The organism is Microbacterium imperiale (assembly GCF_017876655.1).
GTDB classification, from domain to species: Bacteria; Actinomycetota; Actinomycetes; order Actinomycetales; family Microbacteriaceae; genus Microbacterium; species Microbacterium imperiale.
This window is the reverse complement of the sequence record NZ_JAGIOK010000001.1, coordinates 253,766-276,188: the sequence shown is the minus strand read 5'-3', so window position 1 is coordinate 276,188 and position 22,423 is coordinate 253,766. Positions and strand designations below refer to the sequence as shown.

Annotated in this window: 19 protein-coding genes; 8 read left to right on the top strand and 11 right to left on the bottom strand. The window is 68.7% G+C overall.

What is annotated here, in order from left to right; all coding sequences use genetic code 11:
- Nucleotides 1-62 precede the first annotated feature (62 nt).
- Nucleotides 63-827, top strand: a complete 765-nt coding sequence (locus JOF37_RS01200; RefSeq protein WP_210004368.1) for an SDR family oxidoreductase — start codon at nucleotides 63-65, stop codon at nucleotides 825-827.
- A gap of 2 nt (nucleotides 828-829) precedes the next feature.
- Complete coding sequence (locus tag JOF37_RS01195) at nucleotides 830-2,812, top strand: S9 family peptidase (protein ID WP_210007623.1); 1,983 nt, start codon at nucleotides 830-832, stop codon at nucleotides 2,810-2,812.
- Between the two features lie 11 nt (nucleotides 2,813-2,823).
- Here JOF37_RS01195 and JOF37_RS01190 read toward each other — a convergent pair whose 3' ends face one another.
- From JOF37_RS01190 to JOF37_RS01180, 3 genes are all read right to left on the bottom strand, one after another.
- Nucleotides 2,824-3,375 carry an HdeD family acid-resistance protein gene (locus JOF37_RS01190; RefSeq protein ID WP_210004364.1) on the bottom strand — a complete coding sequence of 184 codons (552 nt, stop codon included), beginning with the start codon at nucleotides 3,373-3,375 and terminating at the stop codon, nucleotides 2,824-2,826.
- 74 nt (nucleotides 3,376-3,449) lie between these two features.
- On the bottom strand, nucleotides 3,450-4,367 hold the full coding sequence (locus JOF37_RS15735) for an AEC family transporter (protein WP_210004360.1): 918 nt from the start codon (nucleotides 4,365-4,367) through the stop codon (nucleotides 3,450-3,452).
- A gap of 43 nt (nucleotides 4,368-4,410) precedes the next feature.
- Nucleotides 4,411-6,780, bottom strand: coding sequence for a glycoside hydrolase family 65 protein (locus JOF37_RS01180; protein ID WP_210004357.1), 2,370 nt, complete (start codon nucleotides 6,778-6,780; stop codon nucleotides 4,411-4,413).
- 201 nt (nucleotides 6,781-6,981) lie between these two features.
- Between JOF37_RS01180 and JOF37_RS01175 the strand changes: the two genes are divergently transcribed.
- From JOF37_RS01175 to JOF37_RS01160, 4 genes are read left to right on the top strand one after another with little or no spacing between them, the layout of a single operon-like run.
- A complete protein-coding gene (locus tag JOF37_RS01175; protein ID WP_210004353.1) occupies nucleotides 6,982-8,220 on the top strand; it encodes an LCP family protein in 1,239 nt (412 codons plus the stop codon).
- Between the two features lie 55 nt (nucleotides 8,221-8,275).
- On the top strand, nucleotides 8,276-9,421 hold the full coding sequence (locus JOF37_RS01170; protein ID WP_210004350.1) for a peptidoglycan glycosyltransferase FtsW: 1,146 nt from the start codon (nucleotides 8,276-8,278) through the stop codon (nucleotides 9,419-9,421).
- 22 nt (nucleotides 9,422-9,443) lie between these two features.
- Nucleotides 9,444-10,448, top strand: a complete 1,005-nt coding sequence (locus JOF37_RS01165; protein WP_210004348.1) for a sensor histidine kinase — start codon at nucleotides 9,444-9,446, stop codon at nucleotides 10,446-10,448.
- Nucleotides 10,445-11,104: a response regulator transcription factor gene (locus JOF37_RS01160; protein WP_210007622.1), complete on the top strand. Its 660-nt coding sequence runs from the start codon at nucleotides 10,445-10,447 to the stop codon at nucleotides 11,102-11,104. Before JOF37_RS01165 ends, JOF37_RS01160 begins: the two co-directional genes overlap by 4 nt.
- A gap of 66 nt (nucleotides 11,105-11,170) precedes the next feature.
- Here JOF37_RS01160 and JOF37_RS01155 read toward each other — a convergent pair whose 3' ends face one another.
- The gene (locus tag JOF37_RS01155; protein WP_210004346.1) at nucleotides 11,171-11,662 is read right to left on the bottom strand and encodes an RNA polymerase sigma factor; all 492 of its coding nucleotides are present in this window, start codon (nucleotides 11,660-11,662) and stop codon (nucleotides 11,171-11,173) included.
- A gap of 132 nt (nucleotides 11,663-11,794) precedes the next feature.
- Here JOF37_RS01155 and JOF37_RS01150 point away from each other — a divergent pair, with 132 nt between their 5' ends.
- Nucleotides 11,795-12,550, top strand: coding sequence for a phosphotransferase (locus tag JOF37_RS01150; RefSeq protein ID WP_210004344.1), 756 nt, complete (start codon nucleotides 11,795-11,797; stop codon nucleotides 12,548-12,550).
- A gap of 12 nt (nucleotides 12,551-12,562) precedes the next feature.
- Here the strand turns inward: JOF37_RS01150 and JOF37_RS01145 are convergent, their stop codons facing one another.
- Nucleotides 12,563-12,991 carry a YdeI/OmpD-associated family protein gene (locus JOF37_RS01145; protein ID WP_210004342.1) on the bottom strand — a complete coding sequence of 143 codons (429 nt, stop codon included), beginning with the start codon at nucleotides 12,989-12,991 and terminating at the stop codon, nucleotides 12,563-12,565.
- Nucleotides 12,992-13,050: 59 nt separating this feature from the next.
- On the opposite strand from JOF37_RS01145, the gene JOF37_RS01140 reads away from it, so the two are divergent.
- Nucleotides 13,051-14,388, top strand: coding sequence for an MFS transporter (locus JOF37_RS01140; protein WP_210004341.1), 1,338 nt, complete (start codon nucleotides 13,051-13,053; stop codon nucleotides 14,386-14,388).
- A 1-nt stretch (nucleotide 14,389) separates the two neighbouring features.
- Here the strand turns inward: JOF37_RS01140 and JOF37_RS01135 are convergent, their stop codons facing one another.
- From JOF37_RS01135 to polA, 6 genes are all read right to left on the bottom strand, one after another.
- Nucleotides 14,390-14,650: a DUF6458 family protein gene (locus JOF37_RS01135; RefSeq protein ID WP_210004339.1), complete on the bottom strand. Its 261-nt coding sequence runs from the start codon at nucleotides 14,648-14,650 to the stop codon at nucleotides 14,390-14,392.
- Nucleotides 14,651-14,753: 103 nt separating this feature from the next.
- Nucleotides 14,754-15,530 (bottom strand): SGNH/GDSL hydrolase family protein, encoded by a 777-nt coding sequence (locus JOF37_RS01130; protein WP_210004337.1) that lies wholly within the window; start codon nucleotides 15,528-15,530, stop codon nucleotides 14,754-14,756.
- Nucleotides 15,520-16,887, bottom strand: a complete 1,368-nt coding sequence (locus JOF37_RS01125) for an MFS transporter (protein ID WP_210004334.1) — start codon at nucleotides 16,885-16,887, stop codon at nucleotides 15,520-15,522. The genes JOF37_RS01130 and JOF37_RS01125 overlap by 11 nt, the downstream gene beginning before the upstream one ends.
- Nucleotides 16,888-16,930: 43 nt before the next feature.
- Complete coding sequence (locus JOF37_RS01120) at nucleotides 16,931-17,971, bottom strand: LLM class flavin-dependent oxidoreductase (protein WP_210004331.1); 1,041 nt, start codon at nucleotides 17,969-17,971, stop codon at nucleotides 16,931-16,933.
- A gap of 76 nt (nucleotides 17,972-18,047) precedes the next feature.
- Nucleotides 18,048-19,724: a DUF885 domain-containing protein gene (locus JOF37_RS01115; RefSeq protein ID WP_210004330.1), complete on the bottom strand. Its 1,677-nt coding sequence runs from the start codon at nucleotides 19,722-19,724 to the stop codon at nucleotides 18,048-18,050.
- A 40-nt stretch (nucleotides 19,725-19,764) separates the two neighbouring features.
- Nucleotides 19,765-22,404, bottom strand: coding sequence for a DNA polymerase I (polA, locus tag JOF37_RS01110; protein ID WP_210004328.1), 2,640 nt, complete (start codon nucleotides 22,402-22,404; stop codon nucleotides 19,765-19,767).
- Nucleotides 22,405-22,423: the final 19 nt, after the last annotated feature.

The following is a 22,423-nucleotide window of genomic DNA, read 5'->3' as shown; positions in this document are numbered from 1 at the left end:
TAGGCTCGTGCGGTGCCGGCGATCCGCCGCGCCCCGAGCCCACTTCTTCGCAGGAGCGCCCCATGACTCAGCCCCTTCCCGCCGGAACCCTCACTGGTCGCACGGCACTGGTGACGGGATCCTCCCGCGGCATCGGTGCGGACACGGCGCGCTACTTCGCGCAGGCCGGCGCGAACGTCGTGATCAACTTCCGCAACAAGGCGCCCCGCGCCGAGAAGCTCGCGGCCGAGCTGCGCGAACTGGGCGTCGAGGTCCTCGTCGTCGGGGCCGACCTCACCGATCGGGCCTCGGTCGACGAGATGTTCGCCGCCGTCCGCGAGACCTTCGGTCATCTCGACCTGCTCGTCCTCAACGCCTCCGGCGGCATGGAGGGCGGAATGGCCGAGGACTACGCCCTCACGCTGAACCGCGACGCGCAGGTGGGGACGCTCGAGTCCGCACTGCCGCTGCTCGAGGACGGCTCGCGCGTCGTGTTCGTCACCAGCCACCAGGCCCACTTCATCCGCACCACTCCGACCATGCCCGAGTACGAAGCGGTGGCGCTGTCCAAGCGCGCCGGCGAGGACGCGCTGCGCGAGCGCATCGAAGAGCTCTCCGAGCGCGGCATCGGATTCGTCGTCGTCTCGGGCGACATGATCGAGGGGACCATCACGGCGACGCTCCTCGAGCGTGCCAACCCGGGCGCGATCGCGACGCGTCGCGAGTCGGCGGGCAAGCTCTACAACGTCTCCGAGTTCGCGGCCGAGATCGCCCTCGCCGCGGTCGAGCCGATCCCCGCCGATCACACCCGTCTCGTCGGCGACATCTCGTCCTTCGGCGGCGAGTGACGGTGCGCGCCCACGACATCGAAGCCCTCATCTCGGTCGGTCGCCCCGCGGTCGCCCCGGACGGGTCGTTCGCCGTCTTCGCGACGTCGCGACCCGACATCGCGGCCAACCGCAACGTCGGACAGCTCTGGCGCGTCGCCCTGCCCGGCGGCAGCCTCGAGCGTCTGACCCGGGGGACCGCGGACACGTCGCCGCGACTGTCGCCCGACGGGTCGGTCGTCGCCTTCCTGCGCGCCGACGACCGCGGAAGAGCACAGCTCCACGTGATCAAGGCGACGGGTTCCGAGGCCCTCCGCGTCACCGACGCGCCGCTGGGTGTCTCGTCGTTCGCGTGGGATCCGTCCGGGCGCCGACTCGCGTTCACCGCTCGTGTGCCCGAGGCGGGCCGCTACGGTTCCGTCGACGGGTTGGCACCGGAAGCGGAGGCGCCCCGCCGCATCACCGGCATCCGATGGCACTCCAACGGCGTCGGCTACACCCTCGACCGCCCCGCGCAGGTGTTCGTCGTGGATGCACCGGATCTCGATGCCGAACCCGTCTACGACGCGGCTCCGGCACTATCGGAGGACTCAGCGTCCAGCGAGTCCGCACCCGCGAACGAGGTCGTGCAGCTGACCGACGGCCCGCACTCGCACGACGGCGTCGTCTTCACCCGCGACGGCGACGAGGTCCTCACGGTCGTCGACACCATCGAGGCGGACCAGCGCGATCTGCGGACGCCGCTGGTCGGCATCCGCGTCGACGGCTCCGGCTCGCGCGAGGTGCTCCCCGCCGTCTTGTCGATCAACGACGTCTCGGTCGCACCCGACGGACTCATCGCGCTGCTGGCCTCCGACCCCGGCGCCACCGGGGTCGACTTCGTCGCACCCGGCGTCGCGCTGTGGGTCATCGAGAACGGCGAGCCTCGCCGCCTCACCGACGAGGAGACCGTGGACCTCGGCGAGGTCGGTTCGCACATCACCCCCATCGGTGACGACTTCCTCGTCCAGAACCGCACGCGCGGCGAAGTCGAGCTCCTGCGCGTCACCCGCACGGGCGAGGTGACGCGCCTGCGCGGCGGGCTCGAAGTGATCGGCCACGGCGCGGATGCCGCGGGGGAGCGCATCGTCTGCGCTGTCGCGACCAGCCGTTCCGCTGGGGAGATCCTCCTGCTCGACTCCGACGGTGTCGACGCGCGGCTGTTGACCGCGTTCGGCGATGCGGCGGACGCGCGCGGTTTCGTCCTGCCGCGGGCTATCGAAGTCTCCGGTCCTGACGGGTACCCGGTGCACGGATGGATCGCGACGCCGGCGGGCGACGGTCCGTTCCCCGTGCTGCTGCAGATCCACGGCGGGCCGTATGCGTCGTACGGCGTCCACCTCTTCGACGAGACGCAGGTGCTCGTCGACGCGGGCTACGCCGTCGTGTACTGCAACCCTCGGGGGAGCGCGGGCTACGGCCGGGCTCATGGGCGCAGCATCCGGGGTCGGATGGGCACCGACGATCTCGTCGACGTCCTCGCGTTCCTCGATGGCGCCGTCGCGACCGACAGCCGCCTCGACGGCGACCGCGTCGGCATCATGGGCGGGTCCTACGGCGGGTACCTCACCGCGTGGACGATCGCCCACGACCACCGCTTCGCGGGCGCGATCGTCGAGCGGGGCTTCCTCGATCCGGCGACGTTCCAGGGCACGAGCGACATCGGCTCGTTCTTCGGCGACGAGTACGTCGGCACCGACCCGGAGGCGATCGAGCGCCAGAGTCCGATGGCCGTCGTCGACCGGGTGACCACGCCGACGCTCGTCATCCACTCGGAGCTCGACTTCCGGTGCCCGCTCGAGCAGGCGACGCGCTACTACAGCGCGCTGCGGCGCAAGGGCACGACGGCGGAGCTGCTCGTGTTCCCGGGCGAGGACCACGAGCTCACGCGATCGGGGCGCCCCCGGCACCGCGTCGAGCGGTTCGAGGCGATCCTGGAGTGGTGGTCCCGCTACCTGCCGGTCTGAACCACCCGCCCTCAGGGGCGGAACGAGAGCCCGCGGACGATGTTCACGATGCCGAGGGCGACGGCCGACGCACCCAGGAGCCACCACAGCACGAAGGCGCCCCACAGCGGCGAGAAGAGCAGCATCACGCCGGCGATGATCGACAGGACGGCGAAGGCGATCGTCCACCCGCGCGAACTCGACTGGCCGATCACCGAGAGCGAGACGGCGCCCTCGATGATCCAGAGGATGCCGACGAGCACACCGAGGAACAGGGCGAATGAGACCGTGAACGCCGCAAGATTGGCGAACGCGACCACGCCGACGACCACGAACAGCGCACCGAGTGCGATGTGGCCGAGGCGCGACCAGCCGCCCCTGGTGCGCGAGAAGATGCCGAGCGCCGCGTACACGACGCCGGCGACGATCGCGTAGGCGGCGATGATCCCGGTCGCGACCTGGGCCGTGCGTCCAGGCCAGACGAGGATCACAATGCCGAGGATGAGCGACAGGATGCCGCCCACGATGAACGCCGTGCGCAGCGACTTCACGAACGTCCGCGCGGTGCCGTCGATGGTGGACATGGTCGGGCCTCCTTCCGCGAGGCGCACGCCCCGCCATGCGACACGCTAGCCCACGGGGAGCGGCGGCGACACGCTCAGCCGAGCAGGACGGTCGCCCCGATGAGGACCGGCACGCACCCGAGCGTCGTGAGGAAGACGGTGTCGCGCGCGATCGTCTCGCCGATGTCGTAGCGCTGGGCGAAGTTGAAGACGTTCTGCGCGGTCGGAAGCGCCGCGAGCACCGTCACGGCCAGGACCTCGTCGGGGGAGAGGCGGAAGGCGTAGGCGGCCACCGCCCAGGCGACGACCGGCATGGCGACGAGCTTGAGTCCGCTGGCGAGCAGGATGTCGCGTCGCCGACCCGAGCGCGACAGCACGCGCTGCCCGTGCAGCGACATTCCGTAGGCGATCAGCAGCACGGGAACACAGGCGTCGGCGATCAGCTGCAGCGGGTCCAGCACGATCGGCGGCAGCTCGAGGCCGCTGACCGAGACGGTGACACCCGCGAGCGAGGCGATCACGATCGGGTTGCCGAATGTGCGGCGGAGGATCGGCAACGGTCGACGCTGACCGGTCGTGACCGCCTCGAGGATCGCCATGGTGATCGGGGTGAACACGATCAGCTGCATCAGGATGACCGGCGCCGGCAGCGCCGCGGAACCGAGCAGGTAGAGCGACAAGGGGATGCCGATGTTGTTCGAGTTCACCTGGCCTGCGGAGAGCATCCCGATGAGCGCCTCGCCGACGCGTCGACGCCAGAACAGACGCGCGACCAGCGCATAGACGAGGAACATCGACACCGCGGCGATGGCCGACACCGGTAGCAGCGCGGAGAAGAGCGTCGACACATCCGCCTGCGACAGCACGACGAACATGAGGAACGGCGACAGGACGAAAAAGATCAGGCGGGCCAGGACGGGGCGGCCGTGCGGGCCGAGCAGATCGATGCGCCCGATCACGTAACCGACGGCGATCGCGACACCGATGACGACGAAACCGGTCACGACCTGCACCCTCCGAGCCTAGGCGAGCCGCGGCGCGCGCCTCGCCGACGGGTCAGTCCGCGAAGGCGGCGGCGAAGTCGCGCGGAGCTCGGCCGGGCGGCTGCACCGGCCGACGCCCGACGGCGGGCAACGGGGGAGTCGTCACGGTCGTCGCGTGACCGGGGGACAGCACGAGGGTCTCGTCGAAGTGCCGAATGGATCGCGAGGGGCCGTCGCTGAGCAGATACACCGTGGCGGACGGCGTGATGTCGAGCTGAAGCGTCTGCCCGCCGATACGGACGCCGAAGGCGATCCGTGTCAGCTGCGAGGGGAGGCGCGGGGCGAACCGGAGACCGTTCTCGGCGTCGCGCATCCCGCCGAACCCGGCGGTCAGGGCCAGCCAGATGCCGGCGAGGGACGCCAGGTGGAGGCCAGCATCGGTGTTCTCGTGCAGATCGTGCAGATCGATCGTGGCCGTCTCGGCGAGATAATCGGCGGCGAGATCCACGTGTCCGACCTCGGCGGCGATCACCGCCTGCACGGCCGCCGACAGTGATGAGTCACGCACCGTGAGGGCGTCGTAGTACGCGAAGGCGCGCTCCTTCTCCGCAGCCGTGAACGCGTCACCGACGAGATACAGCGCCAGGACGAGGTCGGCCTGCTTGACGACTTGCTTGCGATACAGGTCGAAGTAGGGGAAGTGCTCCTGCAGCGGGTACTGGTCGGGGGAGGTGTTGGCGAAGTCCCAGCGCTGCTTGTCGGTGAATCCGGCGAACTGGGGGTGCACTCGCCTCTCGACATCGAAAGGAACGGTCATGGCGGCCGCCGTTGCCGCCCACTGTTCGATCTCGTCATCGCCGACGCCGAGACCGTCTGCGACCTCGGGGTGGCGTTTCGCGGCGGCTGCAGCGCCGGTGAGATTGAGCTGAGCCATCAGGTTCGTGTAGACGTTGTCGTCGACCATCGCCGAGTACTCGTCGGGCCCGGTCACCCCGTCGATGTGGAACCGACCCTCGGCGTCTCGATGGCCCAGCGACATCCACAGGCGCGCGGTCTCGACCAGGATCTCGAGCCCCGCTTCGCGTTCGAAAACGTCGTCACCGGTCGACCGCACGTAGTGAAGGACGGCGAAGGCGATGTCGGCGTTCAGATGAAACGCGATGGTGCTCGCCGGCCAGTAGCCCGAGCTCTCGCGGCCGTCGATCGTCCGCCAGGGGAAAGCGGCGCCCGCCAATCCGAGCAGCTGAGCGCGCCGGCGGGCGTGGCCGAGTGTGGAGTGCCGCCAGCGCAGGGCCTGCTCTGCGGCTGCCGGCGCTGTCGATGTCAGGACGGGCAGGACGAACGCCTCGAAGTCCCAGAAGGTATGCCCGTCGTAACCCGCGCCCGTCAGGCCTTTACCCGGCACCGACCTCAGTTCTGCGCGAGCAGCTGCCTGGAAGATGTGGAACATCGCGAACCGGACGGCCTGCTGCAGCTTCGGTTCGCCTTCGACGCGAACATCCGCGCACGTCCAGTACTCGTGCAGGCGCTCGCGCTGCTGCTGGACGAGCCCGTCCCACCCGTCGCGCAGGGCGTCCGCCACCGCGCCCTCCGCCCGGTCGCGCAGCCCCGCGGCGGAGACGGCGGCTGCCCACTCGTGACCGATGACCTTGACGATCTCGAGTCGGTCGCCGGGCTCGAGACGGAGGCTGATCGTCGTGCGCGCCAGATCCGCCGATGTTTCGGTCGTCACATCCGGATCTGTCGTGCCGGAGCCGGTCACGACATGGTCCATGGACACCGCGATCCCCAGGTCACTGGTCGGTGTCCGATGCACGAGCGTCGCCGCCGAGCCGAACACGACATGCTCGACTCCCTGAAGGGGAGCATCGACGGTTCGCTGAACGCGACCCTCCGGGTGAGCATCGGGTATCGCTTCGTTCGCCACCAGTTCCGACTGGACCGTCGCCGTCATCGGCGCGTCGACGGCTTCGACCTCATACCGCACGGCAGCGACGGAGCGGTGGGCGAGGGAGACCAGCCGCGTCGAGCGGACACGTACCGTCCGGCCCGTCGGCGACGTCCATTCGACGGCGCGATGCAGCGTTCCGGCTCGGAAGTCGAGGCACTGGTCATGCTGGGTGAGCGCCCCGCGCCGGACGTCGAACGGTTCATCGTCCACCAGCAGCCGCAGAATCTGACCGTTGGGCACGTTGATGACGTGTTGGCCGTTCTCGGGGTACCCGTAGCCGTCCTCGGCATAGGGCATCGGGTATTCCTCGTAGACGCCGTTCAGGTAGCTTCCCGGAATGCCACGGGGATCACCTTCGTCGAGGTTTCCCCGCCAGCCCAGGTGCCCGTTCGACAGTGCGAACACGGACTCGCGATGCGTCAGCTGCGACTCGTCGATGCCCGACAAGCCGATGCTCCACGGGTGGACCGTGAACGGATACGTGCCGCTCATGCCGCGGACGTTGCGTGTCGGAGCCCAGAGCTATGCATCCGACCAACGTAATCGACGCGGCTCAGCGATTCCTCTGATGCGAGACCAACGCACATGGGCCCCAGCGCATTCATTGGTCCTTTCTTGGTGCCTCTCGCCGAGCATGAACGAATGACTGATACTTCGCCAGCTGCTCGAGGCCGATCCCCCCTGTCCCCGGGAGTGCGTCGCCGTCGCCGGTTGCTCACCACTATCTCCGTTGCGATGACCACCGCTCTCGCGGTCGGCGTAGGGATCGTTGCACTGGTGTTTCGCGATCTCGATGAGGGCATCGCCCGCTCGGAGTTCGAGTTGCCGTTCATCGACGACCTTGATGAGGACTCAGGCGAGCAGAACATCTTGATCATGGGCCTTGACAGCCGCGTCGACCAGAACGGCAAGGCCCTCCCCGACGAGATCTACCACGCGCTCCACGCCGGCGACGCGAGCGTGGGCGGGTACAACGCAAACGTCCTCATCCTGCTGCACATCCCCGAAGACCGGTCTCAGGCGGTCGGCATCTCGATCCCGCGTGACGATTATGTCGAGATCGCCGGGGCGCCGCTGGGCGTCACGCACGCGAAGATCAAAGAGGCCTACGGGCTCACACTCCAGGCTCGCCTGAACGAACAGGTCAACCAGGGCCGCACGAGCGACGCCGAGGGGTACCAGGAGGCGCGGGCCGCGGCGCGGCAGGCGCAGATCGAGACGATTTCACGCTTTCTCGGCGACGTGCGCATCGACCATTTCGTCGAGGTCACGATGGCCGGTTTCTATTACGTTGCCGAGGCCGTCGCCCCGATCACCGTGTGCGTGAACGAAGCGACACAGGACGACCACTCTGGAGCGAACTTCACCGCCGGGGTTCAGGAACTGGGGCCCGAGGAGGCTCTCGCCTTCGTCCGACAGCGCCGTGACACCGCCGGCGGACCCTTCCTCACCGACCTCGATCGGTCCCGGCGTCAGCAGGCATTCATCGCTGCGCTCGCCGAGAAGCTCCGAGAGCAGACCACGCTCATTAACCCGCACACCGTGATGACGCTTATGGAGGTAACAAAGAATCACGTCGCGATGGACTCCGGCTTCGACGTGCTGAGCTTCCTCCGCACGGCGCACAACGTATCGCGAAGCGGTGTGAGCTTCGTGACGCTGCCCATTGCCGGCTTCGACACCATTCAGGGAGCTTCGGTCAACATCGTCGATCTCGATGAGGTGCGCTCAGTGGTTGCGGCTGCGCTCGACGGGACGTACTTCGCCCCCGACGACGGCGCCGACGACCCAGGTGCCCCGCACGACCAGTCCGGCGCCGATAACGACGACGAGCCCGGCGCCGGGAGTGACGACGAGGACGAGCCCCGGGTCGCCGTCTACGAGACCTGGGACGAGCCGATGCGGGCGGGGGCGCTGCCGTGCGTCAACTGACCAGGACGTGAAAGCGCCGTCCCTGCGCCGACTCGAGGGCACCCTGCTCACCGCGGTGCTGCTCCTGGTCACCACTGGCGTCGTCATGGTTCAGTCCGCACTTCAGGTGCGAGCGGTGGCAGCCGGAGAGTTTCCCCTTTCGGGAGCGCTGCGCCAACTTCCGCACGTCATCATCGGTCTCATCGCCATGCTCGTCGTGATGCGTCTTCCGATAGCAACTTTCAAACGGTTCGCATGGGCCGGGATGCTGATCGGGCTGGCACTTCAGGCCCTCGTGTACACGCCGCTCGGCTACGAATTCCAGGGCAACCGCAACTGGCTCAGGATCGGCCCGGTGAGTCTGCAGCCGTCGGAGTTGATGAAGCTCGCTCTGCTCGTGTGGATCGCCACCGTCATCGATGCCAAGTCGCGGCTTCTGAACCGATGGGTTCACGTCGTGATTCCCGTCGTGCCTGTTGTCGCCCTCTCGATGATCGTGGGAATCCTCGGCGGAGACCTCGGATCGCTCATGGTCATCGCAGGTCTCGTTCTCGGATGCCTGTTCTTCGCTCAGATCCGGATGCGCGTCCTCCTAGCAATCGTCGCCCTCGCGGCGCTCGGTATCGCTGTGATGACGGCGATAAAGCCCAACCGGGTCATGCGCGTCGCGCATTTCATGGAGGTCGACTGCCTGTCCGATCCGGATGAGAAGTACGGACTGTGCTGGCAGACCCTCCATGGCTTCGGCGCTCTCGCACGCGGCGGTTGGTCAGGCGTGGGATTCGGCTCCTCCAGGTCGAAATGGCACTGGCTGCCCGAGGCCGAGAATGACTTCATCTTCGCGATCATCGGTGAAGAAGCCGGTCTCATCGGCGCGTGCGCAGCCCTCGCGGTGTTTCTCGTCATCGCGGTAACGATGCTCATCGCCCTCACGCGGTGTCACCAGAAATTCACTACCGCGCTGATCGGTGGCGCACTGGTCTGGATCATCGGGCAGATGGTCGTGAACGTCGCGGTGGTGCTGGGATTCGTCCCCGTCCTCGGTGTGCCGCTTCCGTTCGTCTCCGCCGGAGGCTCGTCCCTCATCTCACTGCTCACCGCGGTCGGCGTCGTGGTCGCCTGCCTGCGCGACGAGTCCCGCAGGGAGAGCGCGTCCGAGCGAGAGTCAGCGGCCTCGCAGACGGAGCGTGCCAGGGTGGAACTCGGACTGCGTTCGGCATGAGCGATACGGAGACGGGATGCGGGTGCAGACACTGCTCAGCCCCTCAGTGGCCGGTGACGAGCCGATAGTCCGTCGCTCCGCGCAGCGTCTCGGCCATGAGGTCATGGTGATCTGCGTCGCGCTCGTTCTGCTCGGCGGTCTCGTCATCCTGGGATTCGTGCTGTGGCAGACGACGCTCGACGAGATGCAGCGCCCCCTTCGACCTGGCGAAGTCGAGCTTCGCCTCGACCTCGCGGAACTCCTTGTCGCGCTCACAGCTCTAGCCGTCGGTGCCGCGATCTGCGCTGACATCGCGGCGCGCCTGGTTGCTCGCAGAGCGGTGCGACCGCTAGCGGACGCCCTCGAGCGCGAGCGACGCTTTATCGACGATGCCAGCCACGAACTACGCACCCCGCTCGCGGTGCTCGACGCCCGCGTCCAGCACCTCATGGCGCTGCACCCCGTCGGAGAAGCGCAGCGGCTCATCCTCGACGAGCTGCGCGAGGACGTGCGCATCATGTCGGCAGTGATCGACGACCTGATCGTCACGGTGACGGATAGCGGGTCTTCCGCGGGCACGGCCGACCTCAGCGCCGTGCTGGAGTCCACCTGCCTCGATCTGCGCTGCATTGCGACACCCAACGGTGTCTCGATCGATCTGACGCCCGTTGCCAATCCGATGACGGTCGGGCTTCCCGCCATCGAGCTCCGCCGATGCCTGATCGCGCTCCTGGATAATGCGATCGAACACTCGCCAACCGGTGGCACCGTCCGCGTCGCGACGCAGCGAAGGGGGTCCGTCGTCCTCATCACCATTGCCGATGAAGGTCTGGGGATCGTGGGCATCGATCCGACGCGCGTGTTCGATCGCGGCGCGCAAGGGGATCGGCCCGGGCGAGTTCGCCCGACGGGACGGGGCATCGGCCTCGCGCTGGTGCGCGATGTCGCCAAGGCTTACGGAGGAAGGATTCGGGTCGTCGATCCCGGTCCTGGCGGGACATCCTTTGAACTGCGCCTGCCGCTCATCGTGGGGGAGTGCGGATCATGAGCTTGAAACTGCTCATCGTCGAGGACGATCCCCGACTCGGTCCTATCATGCGCGACGTCCTCGCCACTGACTGGGACGTCGCTTTAGCAGGATCAGGGGAGGACGCCCTCGCGGCTGTCGAGACGACAACCTTCGCGGTGATGATCATCGACCGTGGCCTGCCGAGGACGAGCGGCCTCGATGTCATCCGCGAGATGCGACGTCGACGGATCGCCACACCCGTTCTGATCCTCACGGCGCTCGGGCAGGTGCACGACAAGGTCGAGGGTCTGGATGCTGGTGCGAACGACTACCTCGTCAAGCCCTTCGACTTCCAGGAACTCGCCGCGCGACTGCGAGCACTCACACGCGACGACACCGGCGTCGAGGTCGGACGCGACATCGGGAGCTGGGTCTTCTACGAGAGCGACCTCGTCATCGAGTCGATGTACGGCGAGCGAGTCTCGCTCACAGAGACAGAGGCCGCACTGCTGGCGGTGCTTGCGAATGAGCCCACGCGCACGTTCTCTCGCACACAGCTGCTCGCGCGCGTCTTTGCCCAGGGGGAAAGCACGACGACCGTCGATACCTACGTTCACTACCTACGACGGAAAACCCAGCGCGAAATCATCAGCACAGTGCGCGGCCGCGGCTACCGGCTGGGAGATCCCGCCTGAACCCGCTTCGCTGCGCCGATGATCCCGGTCCTAACGATCGGGATGCCGCCGATAATGCACATTATGTCAGTTTGGGTTCTGAAGGGCCTCCCCGGTCGCGGCTGCCGGCAACGAGCAGCTCATCGCAGCGACCCGCGTTCTGGACCGCGCCCGAGGGATCGCGTCCGCGATCGACGCGTAGTCGAGGTCGGCCCACGCATACAGGAGCAATGTGTCGCGGTCGGCAGCTCCCAGCTTCCGCAGCGCTTTCGTCAGCCGCCGCGTCAACCTCTCGGCGTCGACGCGGGCCCCAGCCTGTTCGATGAGGTCAGGCGCGATCCGTGCGGCCAGGTCGGTGGAGAGTCCGCGCCACGCGGTCGCCTCGAGCCGGGCGTGTTTCCGCATCAAACGGGTTGCGATTCCCACGAGGAAAGTCTCGGACATCACGTCTTCGGCAACGCGGTCTCCCATTCGCTGCGCCGCATACCGGTACACGGACGTAGCGTGTCGTTCGAACAGCGCGCTGAAGGCCTCCGGCTCACGCGCCGAGCGCTCAATCACCTCGTTATCGGGGCTCACATCCGTATTGCTCGAATCCTCCGGATCGGTTCACAGCAATCATTACCGACAGCCGCCGGTTACGGAACGCCACGACCCTCTGCGTGCCGTACGACGATCTACACTCGGCGGTGTCGTCAGGAAGGACGTTCCGTGAGCTACGAGGAGCCGCTGGCGGGTGGCAACGCAAGCGGCGCTGTCGTCCGCATCGATGGGACCGTCCGCAAGCCGTGGACGGCATCAACTGCCAGCGTCGTCTCCTTCGTGAACGCGCTCCGCGCAGCCGGCGTCGATGCCCCGACTCCCGAGGGTCGCGATGAGCAGGGTCGCCAGATTCAGGAGTTCGTCCCCGGAACTCTGGCCATCGAGGCCGGCCCCCTCTCCCCCGCGGAATTCCGGCGTGTGGGCGCGATGGTACGAGCGATTCATGACGCCAGCGCCGCCTACATCCCGCCCGCTGACGCGGTGTGGGAGACGGCGATCCCCGCGCCCGGCGCCGAACTCGTCTGTCACAACGACCTGGCCCCGTGGAACCTGCTCGTCGGAGACCGGTGGGTGTTCATCGATTGGGATGCTGCGGCACCCAGTACCCGGGTGTGGGATCTGGCCTACGCCGCGCAGGCATTCGCCCTCTCGGATGCCGCGCTCGACCCGCTCCTCGCGGCCGCGAATCTGGCCGCTTTCGTCGACGGATATCGCGCGGACGAGAAGATGCGGCGCGCTCTGCCGGAGGCGATGGCCGACCGCGCCGCCGCTATGTACGAGTTGCTACGGACCTCGTACGCCACGGGGAAGGAACCCTGGGCGACGATGTTCGCCTCGGGGCACGGTGATCATTGGTCGACCGTGAACAGTTTCGTCAGCCGCCACCGCGACCTGTGGCGCGCGGCCCTGCTGCCGGTCGCCTGACTCCCCCGGGTCTCAGCTGAGGCGTGCGACGATCGCCGCGATGCGACGCTCGCGGGTGTCTGCCGCTTTCGCGCCGGTGACGTTCGCGACATCCGCTTTGCGCTTGCTCGGTGCGAGGCCGTCGAACGTCCCGCGCACGCCCGCCTCTTCGAGTGCCGCGGCGAGATCCTCGGGCACATCGACCGTACGCGGCGTCGTGTCGAGCTCGAGCGTCACATCGATCGGGTCCCCGCCGGAGAGACCGGTTGCTGCGCGCTTGTCGGCAGAGAACGGGATCAGGTGGCGTCCGCCCATGACGGCGAGCGTGCTCGGATAGCTGAAGCCGTTGACGGTCACCACGACGGCGGCGCGCTGACCGCCGCCCAGCGCATGCACGATCTCGGGAGGGACCTCGATGCCGGCGTTGTTGCCGGTCTGGAACAGCGTCGTCTCGAACCGCATGCCTCGGATTATGGCAGCGCGACCGCTGTCGCGCGACACGACGGGAGTAGCGTGGAGGGGTGACGTTCGCCGCATCCGCTCCCCCGGACCGCGGCGGACCGGACCTGCGGGCGTGGCTCGTGTGGGGCACGGGCGTTGCAGCGTACGTCCTCTCGATCACGAACCGCACCTCGCTCTCGGCGGTCGGCGTCGACGCGGCCGAGCGCTTCCAGGCGGATGCCGCGACCCTGTCGCTGTTCGCGGTGGTCCAGCTGGCTGTGTACGGCGGGATGCAGCTGCCGATCGGCGTCCTGCTCGACAGATACGGCTCGCGCCCGATCATGACCGTCGGCATGGTGCTCATGGCGGTCGGGCAGTTGACGATGGCCCTCTCCCCCAGTGTCGGCGTCGCGATCGTCGCACGCATGCTTCTGGGTGCCGGCGACGCGGCGATCTTCCCGGCGGTGCTGCGCCTGGTCGCGACCTGGTTCCCGGCGCAACGCGGCCCGGTGATGGTGCAGCTCACCGGCATCATCGGGCAGGCGGGACAGCTCGTCGCGATCATTCCGCTCTCGGCGCTGCTGCACGCCACCACGTGGTCGATCGCCTTCGGCAGCATCGCCGGGCTCGGCGTGCTCTTCGCGATCCTCGTGTTCCTCGTGATCCGCAATCACCCACCCGAGGTAGACCGCGACGTCACCGTCGACACCGACACCGGCGCCATCCGTGTCGTCACTTCGAGCGTCGACACCGGCGTCGGCATCCGCGCCGCGTGGGCTCACCCCGGCACGCGTCTCGCGTTCTGGTCGCACTTCACGACGCCGTTCGCCGGCACAGCCTTCATCCTGCTGTGGGGCATCCCGTTCCTCACCGCCGGTGAAGGCCGCACGCAGTCCGAGGCAACGCTCATCACGACGCTGTACGTCTTCGCCGGGATGGTCCTCGGCCCGATCGTCGGAGACCTCTCCCGCCGCATTCCGAACCTGCGTTCGCGCGCGCTCGTGCTTCCCGCGGTAGGCGTGCAACTGGCGGCGTGGACGGCCGTGCTGCTGTGGCCGGGGCCGGCGCCACTGTGGCTGCTCGTCGCCTTGGCCATCGCATTGTCGACCGGCGGACCGGCATCCATGATCGCGTTCGACCATGCGCGCGCTCACAACCCGTCGCATCGGTTGAGCACGGCCACCGGGCTCACCAACTCGGGCGGGTTCCTCGCGGCACTCCTGGCGGTGTTCGCGATCGGCCTGGCCCTCGACCTGCAGGGCGCGGGAACGCCGTCGACCTACACGCTCGACGCGTTCCGCATCGCCTTCCTGACGCAGGTTCCGCTCTGGCTCCTCGGCGGCACGTTCATCGCGATCGAGCGCAAGCGCACCCGCATCCACATCGGCATGGATGCGCCGCGCCGCCCGCGACGCTGAGTCAGAGGGTGGGGTCGCCCGAGGTGGTCGAGCTGTTGCGCGTCACGCGCTGACCGCTGGCGGGGTCGATCGCCGTGCGGCTGACGGTCTCGGTCTGGCGGCGACGGGCGAGCAGCACGAGACCGAGGACGAAGATGACCGCACCCGCGCCCATGAGGATGTAGCCGACCAGGTCGAGGTCGACGAACTCGACCTCGACGTTGACGGCGAAAGCGAGGATCGCTCCGATGACGAACAGGGCGATTCCGGCACCAATGCTCATGACAGCTCCTTCGGGACGGGCGTACAAGCGGACGGCTCCGATCCTGGCGCTCCGAGCCGAACCCGCGCACCTGCTTGACACCGACCCAGCGAGCATGCTGGCCTCACCCCCGCGGTGACACCTCGACCCACGACCCGAACTTGGGCGCGCGCCCGTCGCCCGACGACCGACCGGTCAGCCGCCGCCGAACCCACGGCGCGAGGTGCTCGCGGAAGTACTCGCCACGCGCCAGTGCGGGTGCCTGCTGCTCGGCGGGCAGCGCCCACCACTCCCCCGGCGCGTCCATGCCGAGCGAGCCGAGCACCCGCGCCGCGACGCGGTGATGACCGCGAGCGTTCATGTGCAGCCGGTCAGCGGACCAGTACGACGGGTGCGTCAGAGTGCGGTCGTACCAGTTCAGCGCGCGCACGATGTCGTCGCGGTCGCTGAGCCGGCTGACGACGGCGTCCGACAGTGCGTCGCCGCGCCGGTTCACGAGGCTGCCGAACGGCAGCTGCGCGGACGGGTTCGCCCCCGACAGGACGATGAGGGTCACGCCCTCCTCATCACAGCGGCGTACGACCTGCATGAACGCCTCGAGGACATGTTCGACCGAGGTACGCGGACGCAGCATGTCGTTGCCGCCGCCGTTGAACGACAGGTGGGTCGGCCGCAGCGCGAGTGCGGGCTCGAGCTGCTCGTCCACGATGGGTCGCACGAGCCTGCCGCGGATGGCGAGGTTCGCGTACTGGATGCTCTCGCCCGTCGCGTCGGCCCAGCCGGCGGCCACGAGATCGGCCCAGCCGCGGACGGCGCCGTCGGGCAGCTCATCGCCGACGCCCTCGGTGAACGAGTCGCCGATCGCGACGTAACGGACGGATGCCGCGGACTCAGCGCTCATCGAGTGCCATCCCCTTTCGGTCGGCGAGGCCCCAAGCTCCCGCGGCCGCGACAGCGAAGAAGATCGCGAACACGACGAAAAGCACCGGCGCACCGCCCCAGAGCAGAAGCGGCGGGACGGACAGCGGCGCGAGGATCGAGGCGATGCGGCCCACACCGGCGGCCCAGCCGGCTCCGGTGCCGCGCATCGACGTCGGGTACATCTCGGGAGTGACGGCGTACAGCGCGCCCCATGCACCGAGGTTGAAGAACGACAGCGCCATGCCGGCGCCGATGATGACGCCCTCGGTGCTCGCGGTGCCGAACACCACGGCCGCGACGGCCGAGCCCACGAGGAACACCGACAGGGTCGCGCGCCGCCCCCACACCTCGATCAACCAGGCCGCGACGGCGTAGCCGGGCAGCTGCGCGAGGGTGATGATGAGCGTGAACCCGAACGAGCGGACGAGGTCGTAGCCCTGGGTGTAGAGGATCGTCGGGATCCAGATGAATGCGCCGTAGTACGAGAAGTTGACGCAGAACCACACCAGCCAGAGGCAGGCCGTCCGCGCGCGGAACTCCCCGCTCCAGAGCGCGCCGATGCGGCCGCGCCCGGCGGTGACCGGGGCAGGCGCGGCGTTTTCAGTGGGCGCGGGGTCGGCGGCGCCCGGCGAGGCGACGCCCGACGCGGCATCCGGTGAGGCGGCCTCGAACTCGCGCACGACGGCGTCGGCCTCGGCGTGACGCCCGCGCCGCTCGAGCCACCGAGCCGACTCGGGCAGCCCCCAGCGCACGACGAGGGCGTAAGCCGCGGGGATGGCACCGATGAGGAACGCCCACCGCCACCCCTCATCGACCTGCGGGATGACGAAGTAGCCGATGAGGGCGGATGCCGTCCATCCGACGGCCCAGAACGCCTCGAGGATCACGATCACCCGTCCGCGGATACGGGCGGGCGCGAACTCGCTGACGTAGGTGCTCGCGACGGGGAGCTCCGCCCCGAGCCCGAGTCCGACGACGAAACGCAGGACGAGGAGCACGGCGAGCCCGCCGACAGCCGCGCTCGCGCCGGTGGCGAGCCCGTAGACCAGCAGCGTGACCGCGAACACCGACCGGCGTCCGAAGCGATCCGCGAGCAGGCCGCCGAGACTCGCGCCGATCGCCATCCCGGCGAAGCCCGCCGAGGCGATCCACGAGGCCTGCGACGTCTCGAGCGACCACTCCGCGATGAGCGCGGTGATGATGAACGAGATCAGTCCGACGTCCATGGCGTCGAGCGCCCACCCCAGCCCGGAGCCGGTGAGGACCTTCAGGTGACGCCGTCCGAACGGAAGGGCGTCGAGGCGGCGCGCCACCGAGGGCGTCGCGGTATCGGTCATTGCTCCATGCTATTGACCCGCGACGCCCTCCGAAGCCACCGCGTCAGGCGTCGCCGAGCATCTCGCGCACCAGCGGAACGACGCGCGTGCCGTAGAGCTCGATCGAGCGCATCATCGGCTCGTGGCCGAGCGTGCCGTGCGAGAACTTCAGGTCGAAGCGGTCGAGACCGAGCGTCCGGACGGTCTCGGCGATCTTCTTCGCGACCGTCTCGGGCGATCCGGCGTAGACGGCGCCATCGGGCCCGAGATCGTGCTGGAACTGCAGCCGCGAGTAGGGCGGCCACCCGCGCTCGGCGCCGATCGCGTCGCGGTTGACCTTCATCGCCGGGAAGACCTCTTCCCAGGCCTGCTCGTCGGAATCGGCGACGTGCCCCGGCGAGTGGACGCCCACGGGCAGCCGCTCCGCGCCCATCGCGTCGCGTGTGCGGTGAAAGAGGTCGACATAGGGCCGGAAGCGGGCCGCGCCGCCGCCGATGATCGCCAGCATGAGGCCGTAACCGTGATGCGCGGTGCGCAGCACCGATTCGGGCGACCCGCCCACACCGACCCATGCACGCAGGCCGTTCTCGGTCTTCGGGAAGACGTCGGCGTTCGTCAGCGCCGGACGGGTCTTGCCCTGCCAGGTCACGGGCTGTTCGGTGCGCAGGCGACCGAAGAGGTCGAGGCGCTCCTCGAAGAGGATCTCGTAGTCGGCGAGATCGAAGCCGAAGAGCGGGAAGGACTCCGTGAACGAACCGCGTCCGAGGATGATCTCGGCGCGTCCGTTCGAGACCGCGTCGAGGGTCGCGAACCGCTCGTACACGCGGACGGGATCGTCGCTCGAGAGCACCGTCACGGCGGTGCCGAGATGGATGTCGCGGGTGCGCGAGGCCGCCGCCGCGAGAACGATCTCGGGGCTCGACACCGCGAACTCCCGGCGGTGATGCTCCCCCACGCCGAAGAAGTGCAGACCGACCTCGTCGGCGAGCACCGCCTGGTCGACGACATTGCGGATGGTCTGGGCGTCCGACAGGAGCGAGCCGTCGGCGTCGATCGTGACGTCGCCGAACGTGTCGAGGCCGAATTGGACGGAGTTCGCGGTCATGAGATCACCTTTCATTCACACGCATGCAACGGGCGGCCGGCGGGAGTATTCCCGTCGGCCGCCCGTGGAGCCCGGCTCAGTCCGTGGTGAGCGCCATGCGCAGGGTGTCGAGCCCCACGCCGCCCAGCCGCAGCGCCGTCATGTGGAACGCCTTGATGTCGAAGTCGTCGCCTGCGCGAGCGGCGTAGTCGTCCCGGATCTGCTCCCAGATGCGCTGGCCGACCTTGTACGACGGCGCCTGACCCGGCCAGCCGAGGTAGCGGTTGACCTCGAACCGAATGAACTCGTCGGGCATGTTGACGTTGCGCTGCATGAAGGCCAGCGCGTAGTCGGCATCCCAGACGCCCTCGCCGTCCGGACGCTGCTTGCCCAGGTGCACCCCGATGTCGAGGACGACGCGCGCCGCCCGCATCCGCTGGCCATCGAGCATGCCGAGGCGGTCGGCGGGGTCGTCGAGGTAGCCGAGCTGTTCCATCAGGCGCTCCGCGTAGAGGGCCCAGCCCTCGGCGTGGCCGCTGGATCCGGCCAGCAGACGCCGCCACGAGTTCAGCTCCGCGCGGTTGTACACCGACTGCGCGATCTGAAGGTGATGCCCGGGCACACCCTCGTGATAGACCGTCGTGAGCTCACGCCACGTGTCGAACGAGTCCACGCCCTCGGGCACCGACCACCACATGCGGCCGGGACGGGAGAAGTCGTCGGTCGGACCCGTGTAGTAGATGCCGCCCTCGTTGGTCGGGGCGATCATGCACTCGAGCGTGCGGATCGGCTCGGGGATGTCGAAGTGCGTGCGCCCGAGCTCCTCGACGGCGCGGTCACTCGTCTCCTGCATCCACTTCTGCAGCGCATCGGTGCCGTGCAGCTTGCGCGAAGCATCCTGCTCGAGGAAGGCGACCGCCTCCTCGACCGTCGCGCCGGGAAGGATCTCGTTGGCGATCGCCTCCTGCTCGGCGACCATGCGTGCGAGCTCCTGCAGCCCCCACTCGTAGGTCTCGTCGAGGTCGACGGTGGCACCGAGGAAGCGGCGCGAGTGCAGCGCGTACAGCTCGCGTCCGACGGCGTCGGTGTCGGATGCCTCGGGCAGCAGCTCGGCGGTGAAGAAGGCCGCCAACCCGTCGTAGGCCACACGCGCCGCGTTGGCGTTGTCGGACAGTTCCCGGGCCAGCGACGCAGGCAGCCCGCCCTCAGCCGGCGCGGCTTCGGCGGCGAACGTCGCGAAGAAGCCCGTGTCCGCCGTGTACCGGGCGATCTGCGTCGCGACCTCGGCGACCTGTCGGCGTGCGGGCACGATCCCGCGCGAGATGCCCTCGCGCAGCGTCTGGATGTAGCCCTCGATCGCCGCGGGAACCGCTCCGAGCCGCGTGGCGATGACGGCCCAGTCGTCGACCGTGTCGGTGGGCATGAGGTCGAAGGTGCTGCGGATCTCCTGCGCGGGCGACGCGATCACGTTCACGTCGCGCAGGTGGGCGCCGGCCTCGGCGAGCTCGATCTGCAGACGCAGATCACCCGCCAGATCGGCCTGCGTGACGGTGTCGACGTCATCGACGGGCTCGGCCGCTTCGAGAGCGGAGAGCGTCGCGCGCGCCGCCTCGAGCATTCGTGCCGTTCCGGCGGGCGAGTAGTCGTCGAGACGACCGTTGTGCTCGAACCGGCCGATGTACGTCGCGAGCCCGGGCGAGAGCTCGGCAAGGGTGTCGACCCACGCGTCGGCGATCGTGTCGATCGGCGTGGGGGTGCGCTGTGCTTCGGTCATTCTCCGAGCCTACTGCGACCGGTTTCCGCGCCTGGGGACCTCAGTGACCGGCGACGTCCCAGTCCCCGCCGCGGCCGATCTGCACTTCGAGCGGAACGGTGAGATCGGCTGCGTCGCCCATGCGCTGCCGGACGATCTGCTCGGCGGCATCCCACTCCCCCGCAGCCACCTCGACGACGAGCTCGTCATGGATCTGCAGAAGCACGCGCGAGCGCAGCCCTTCCGACCGGAACTCGCGGTCGATGCGGAACAGGGCGATCTTCATGATGTCGGCGGCGCTGCCCTGGATCGGGGCGTTGAGGGCGGCGCGCTCGGCGTTCTCGCGCAGGACGCGGTTGGGGCTCGAGAGGTCGGGGAACGGGCGTCGACGCCCGAAGATCGTCTCGGTGTAGCCGTCGATGCGGGCCTGCTCGACGCTCGAGCGGAGGTAGTCGCGCACCGCGCCGAAGCGCGAGAAGTACTCGAGCATGAGCTGCTTCGCCTCGGACTGCTCGATCCGCAGCTGCTTCGAGAGCCCGAAGGCCGACAGCCCGTAGACCAGGCCGTACGACATCGCCTTCACCTTCGTGCGCATCGCGGGGGTGACGTCGGCGGGCTCGACCCCGAACACGCGGGCGCCGACGAACCGGTGCAGGTCTTCGCCCGAGACGAAGGCCTCGATGAGACCCGGGTCTTCGGACAAGTGCGCCATGATGCGCATCTCGATCTGCGAGTAGTCCGCGGTCAGGAGCGTCTCGTAGCCCTCCCCCACCTCGAAGGCGGCGCGGATGCGCCGACTCTCCTCGTTGCGGATCGGGATGTTCTGCAGGTTGGGGTCGGTGCTCGACAGGCGCCCGGTCTGGCTGCCCGTCTGCACATAGGTCGTGTGAATGCGGTCGTCGGCCGCGATCGCCGTGTCGAGGGACTCGATGATCTGACGCAGCTTGGTCGCCTCGCGGTGCTGCAGCAGCAGCTCGAGGAAGGGATGCGGGTTGGACTCCTGCAGGTCGGCCAGCACAGCGGCATCCGTCGAGTAGCCGGTTTTCGTCTTGCGGGTCTTCGGAAGCTCCAAGTGCTCGAACAGGACCTCCTGCAGCTGCTTGGGCGAGCCGAGGTTCACCTCGCGTCCGATCGTCTCGTACGCGCGACGGGCGATGTCGTCGGCACGGGCCCCGAGCTCGCTCGAGAACGTCGACAGCTTGTCGTGCGAGACGGCGACGCCCGCGAGCTCCATGTCGGCGAGGGTGTCGAGCGTGGGCAGCTCGATGTCGGTGAGCACCGAGGCGACGGGCGCGGGCAGCTCGGCGCGCACGGCATCGGCGACGCGCAGCGCGAACCACGAGAGCTGCCCCGGGGTCGCCCCCTCGGTCTCGGGCACGAGCTGCGAGGGGTCGGCCTCGGGCAGCTTCTCGTCAAGGTAGCGGTGCACCAGGTCGGCAAGCGTCTTGTCGGGGAAGCTCGGGCGCAGCAGCCAGCCCGCGAGGATCGGGTCGCAGGTGAGGCCCCCGACCCGGACGTCCGCGCGGCGCAGCGCCTTGACCTGGATCTTCGCGTCGGCGATCACCTTGGGCGCGTCGGACTCGAGCCACGGACGCAGCGCCTCGGCGACGGCGTCGTCCCACGTCGCCTCGACGGCGGCATCGCGTGCGGCGAGGCCGATCCGCTGGGGGAAGCCGCCGGCGACCATGACGGTGACCCCGACGTCGCCCTCCTGCGCCTCGGCCCAAGCCGCCAGCGCCGCGGCATCCGGCTCGGCCGCGACCGGCGCCGGCACCGCCGGTGCCGTTGCCTCGACCGCCATCGCCGGATCGGCGCCAGCGGCCTCGAACACCCGGGGAAGCAGCGTGCGGAACTCGAGACGCGCGAAGATGTCGCGCACGGCCTCGGCGTCGATCGGCTTCACCGCGAGGTCGGCGGGCGTCTGCTCGAGCTCGACGTCGCGCAGCAACCGGTTCAGCGACCGGTTGCGCCGCACGTCGTCGAGGTGCTCACGCAGATTGCCGCCGACGACGCCGCCGATCTTGTCGGCGTTCTCGATGAGGGCGTCGAGCGTGCCCCATTGCGTGAGCCACTTCACCGCGGTCTTCTCGCCGACCTTCGGCACACCGGGCAGGTTGTCGCTGGTCTCACCGACCAGAGCCGCGATGTCAGGATAGTTCTCCGGAGGCAGGCCGTACTTCTCGATGACCGCCTCGGGGGTGTAGCGCTTGAGCTGGGAGACGCCCTGGACGCTCGGGTACAGCAGGGTGACGTCGTCGGTGACGAGCTGGATCGTGTCGCGATCGCCGGAGCACACGAGCACGTCGAAGCCCTCGGCCGCGGCCTGGGTCGCGAGGGTCGCGAGGATGTCGTCGGCCTCGACGTCCTCCTTCGTCAGCACCGTGACGTTCATCGCCTCGAGGCATTCCTGCAGCAGCGGGATCTGCCCCTTGAACTCGGCCGGCGACTCGGACCGGTTCGCCTTGTACTCGCTGTACTCGCGTGTGCGGAACGACTGACGCGACGTGTCGAAGGCGACCGCGAGGTGCGTCGGCTTCTCGGCCTTGATCAGGTTGACGAACATCGACAGGAATCCGTAGATGCCGTTCGTGTGCTGCCCGTCCTTGGTCGTGAAGTTGTCGACCGGCAGGGCGAAGAACGCCCGGTAGGCCAGCGAGTGGCCGTCGACGACGAGAAGGGTAGGCTTTGCGGAGTCCGTCACCCGACCAGCCTAACGAGAG

Excerpts from the sequence above, each read along its gene's own strand:
- JOF37_RS01200 (WP_210004368.1), top strand. The coding sequence starts at position 63 with ATGACTCAGCCCCTTCCCGCCGGAACCCTCACTGGTCGCACGGCACTG.
- JOF37_RS01190 (WP_210004364.1), bottom strand. The coding sequence starts at position 3,375 with ATGTCCACCATCGACGGCACCGCGCGGACGTTCGTGAAGTCGCTGCGC.
- JOF37_RS01180 (WP_210004357.1), bottom strand. The coding sequence starts at position 6,780 with ATGAGCGGCACGTATCCGTTCACGGTCCACCCGTGGAGCATCGGCTTG.
- JOF37_RS01160 (WP_210007622.1), top strand. The coding sequence starts at position 10,445 with ATGAGCTTGAAACTGCTCATCGTCGAGGACGATCCCCGACTCGGTCCT.
- JOF37_RS01145 (WP_210004342.1), bottom strand. The coding sequence starts at position 12,991 with ATGCGGTTCGAGACGACGCTGTTCCAGACCGGCAACAACGCCGGCATC.
- JOF37_RS01135 (WP_210004339.1), bottom strand. The coding sequence starts at position 14,650 with ATGAGCATTGGTGCCGGAATCGCCCTGTTCGTCATCGGAGCGATCCTC.
- JOF37_RS01130 (WP_210004337.1), bottom strand. The coding sequence starts at position 15,530 with ATGAGCGCTGAGTCCGCGGCATCCGTCCGTTACGTCGCGATCGGCGAC.
- JOF37_RS01125 (WP_210004334.1), bottom strand. The coding sequence starts at position 16,887 with ATGACCGATACCGCGACGCCCTCGGTGGCGCGCCGCCTCGACGCCCTT.
- JOF37_RS01120 (WP_210004331.1), bottom strand. The coding sequence starts at position 17,971 with ATGACCGCGAACTCCGTCCAATTCGGCCTCGACACGTTCGGCGACGTC.
- JOF37_RS01115 (WP_210004330.1), bottom strand. The coding sequence starts at position 19,724 with ATGACCGAAGCACAGCGCACCCCCACGCCGATCGACACGATCGCCGAC.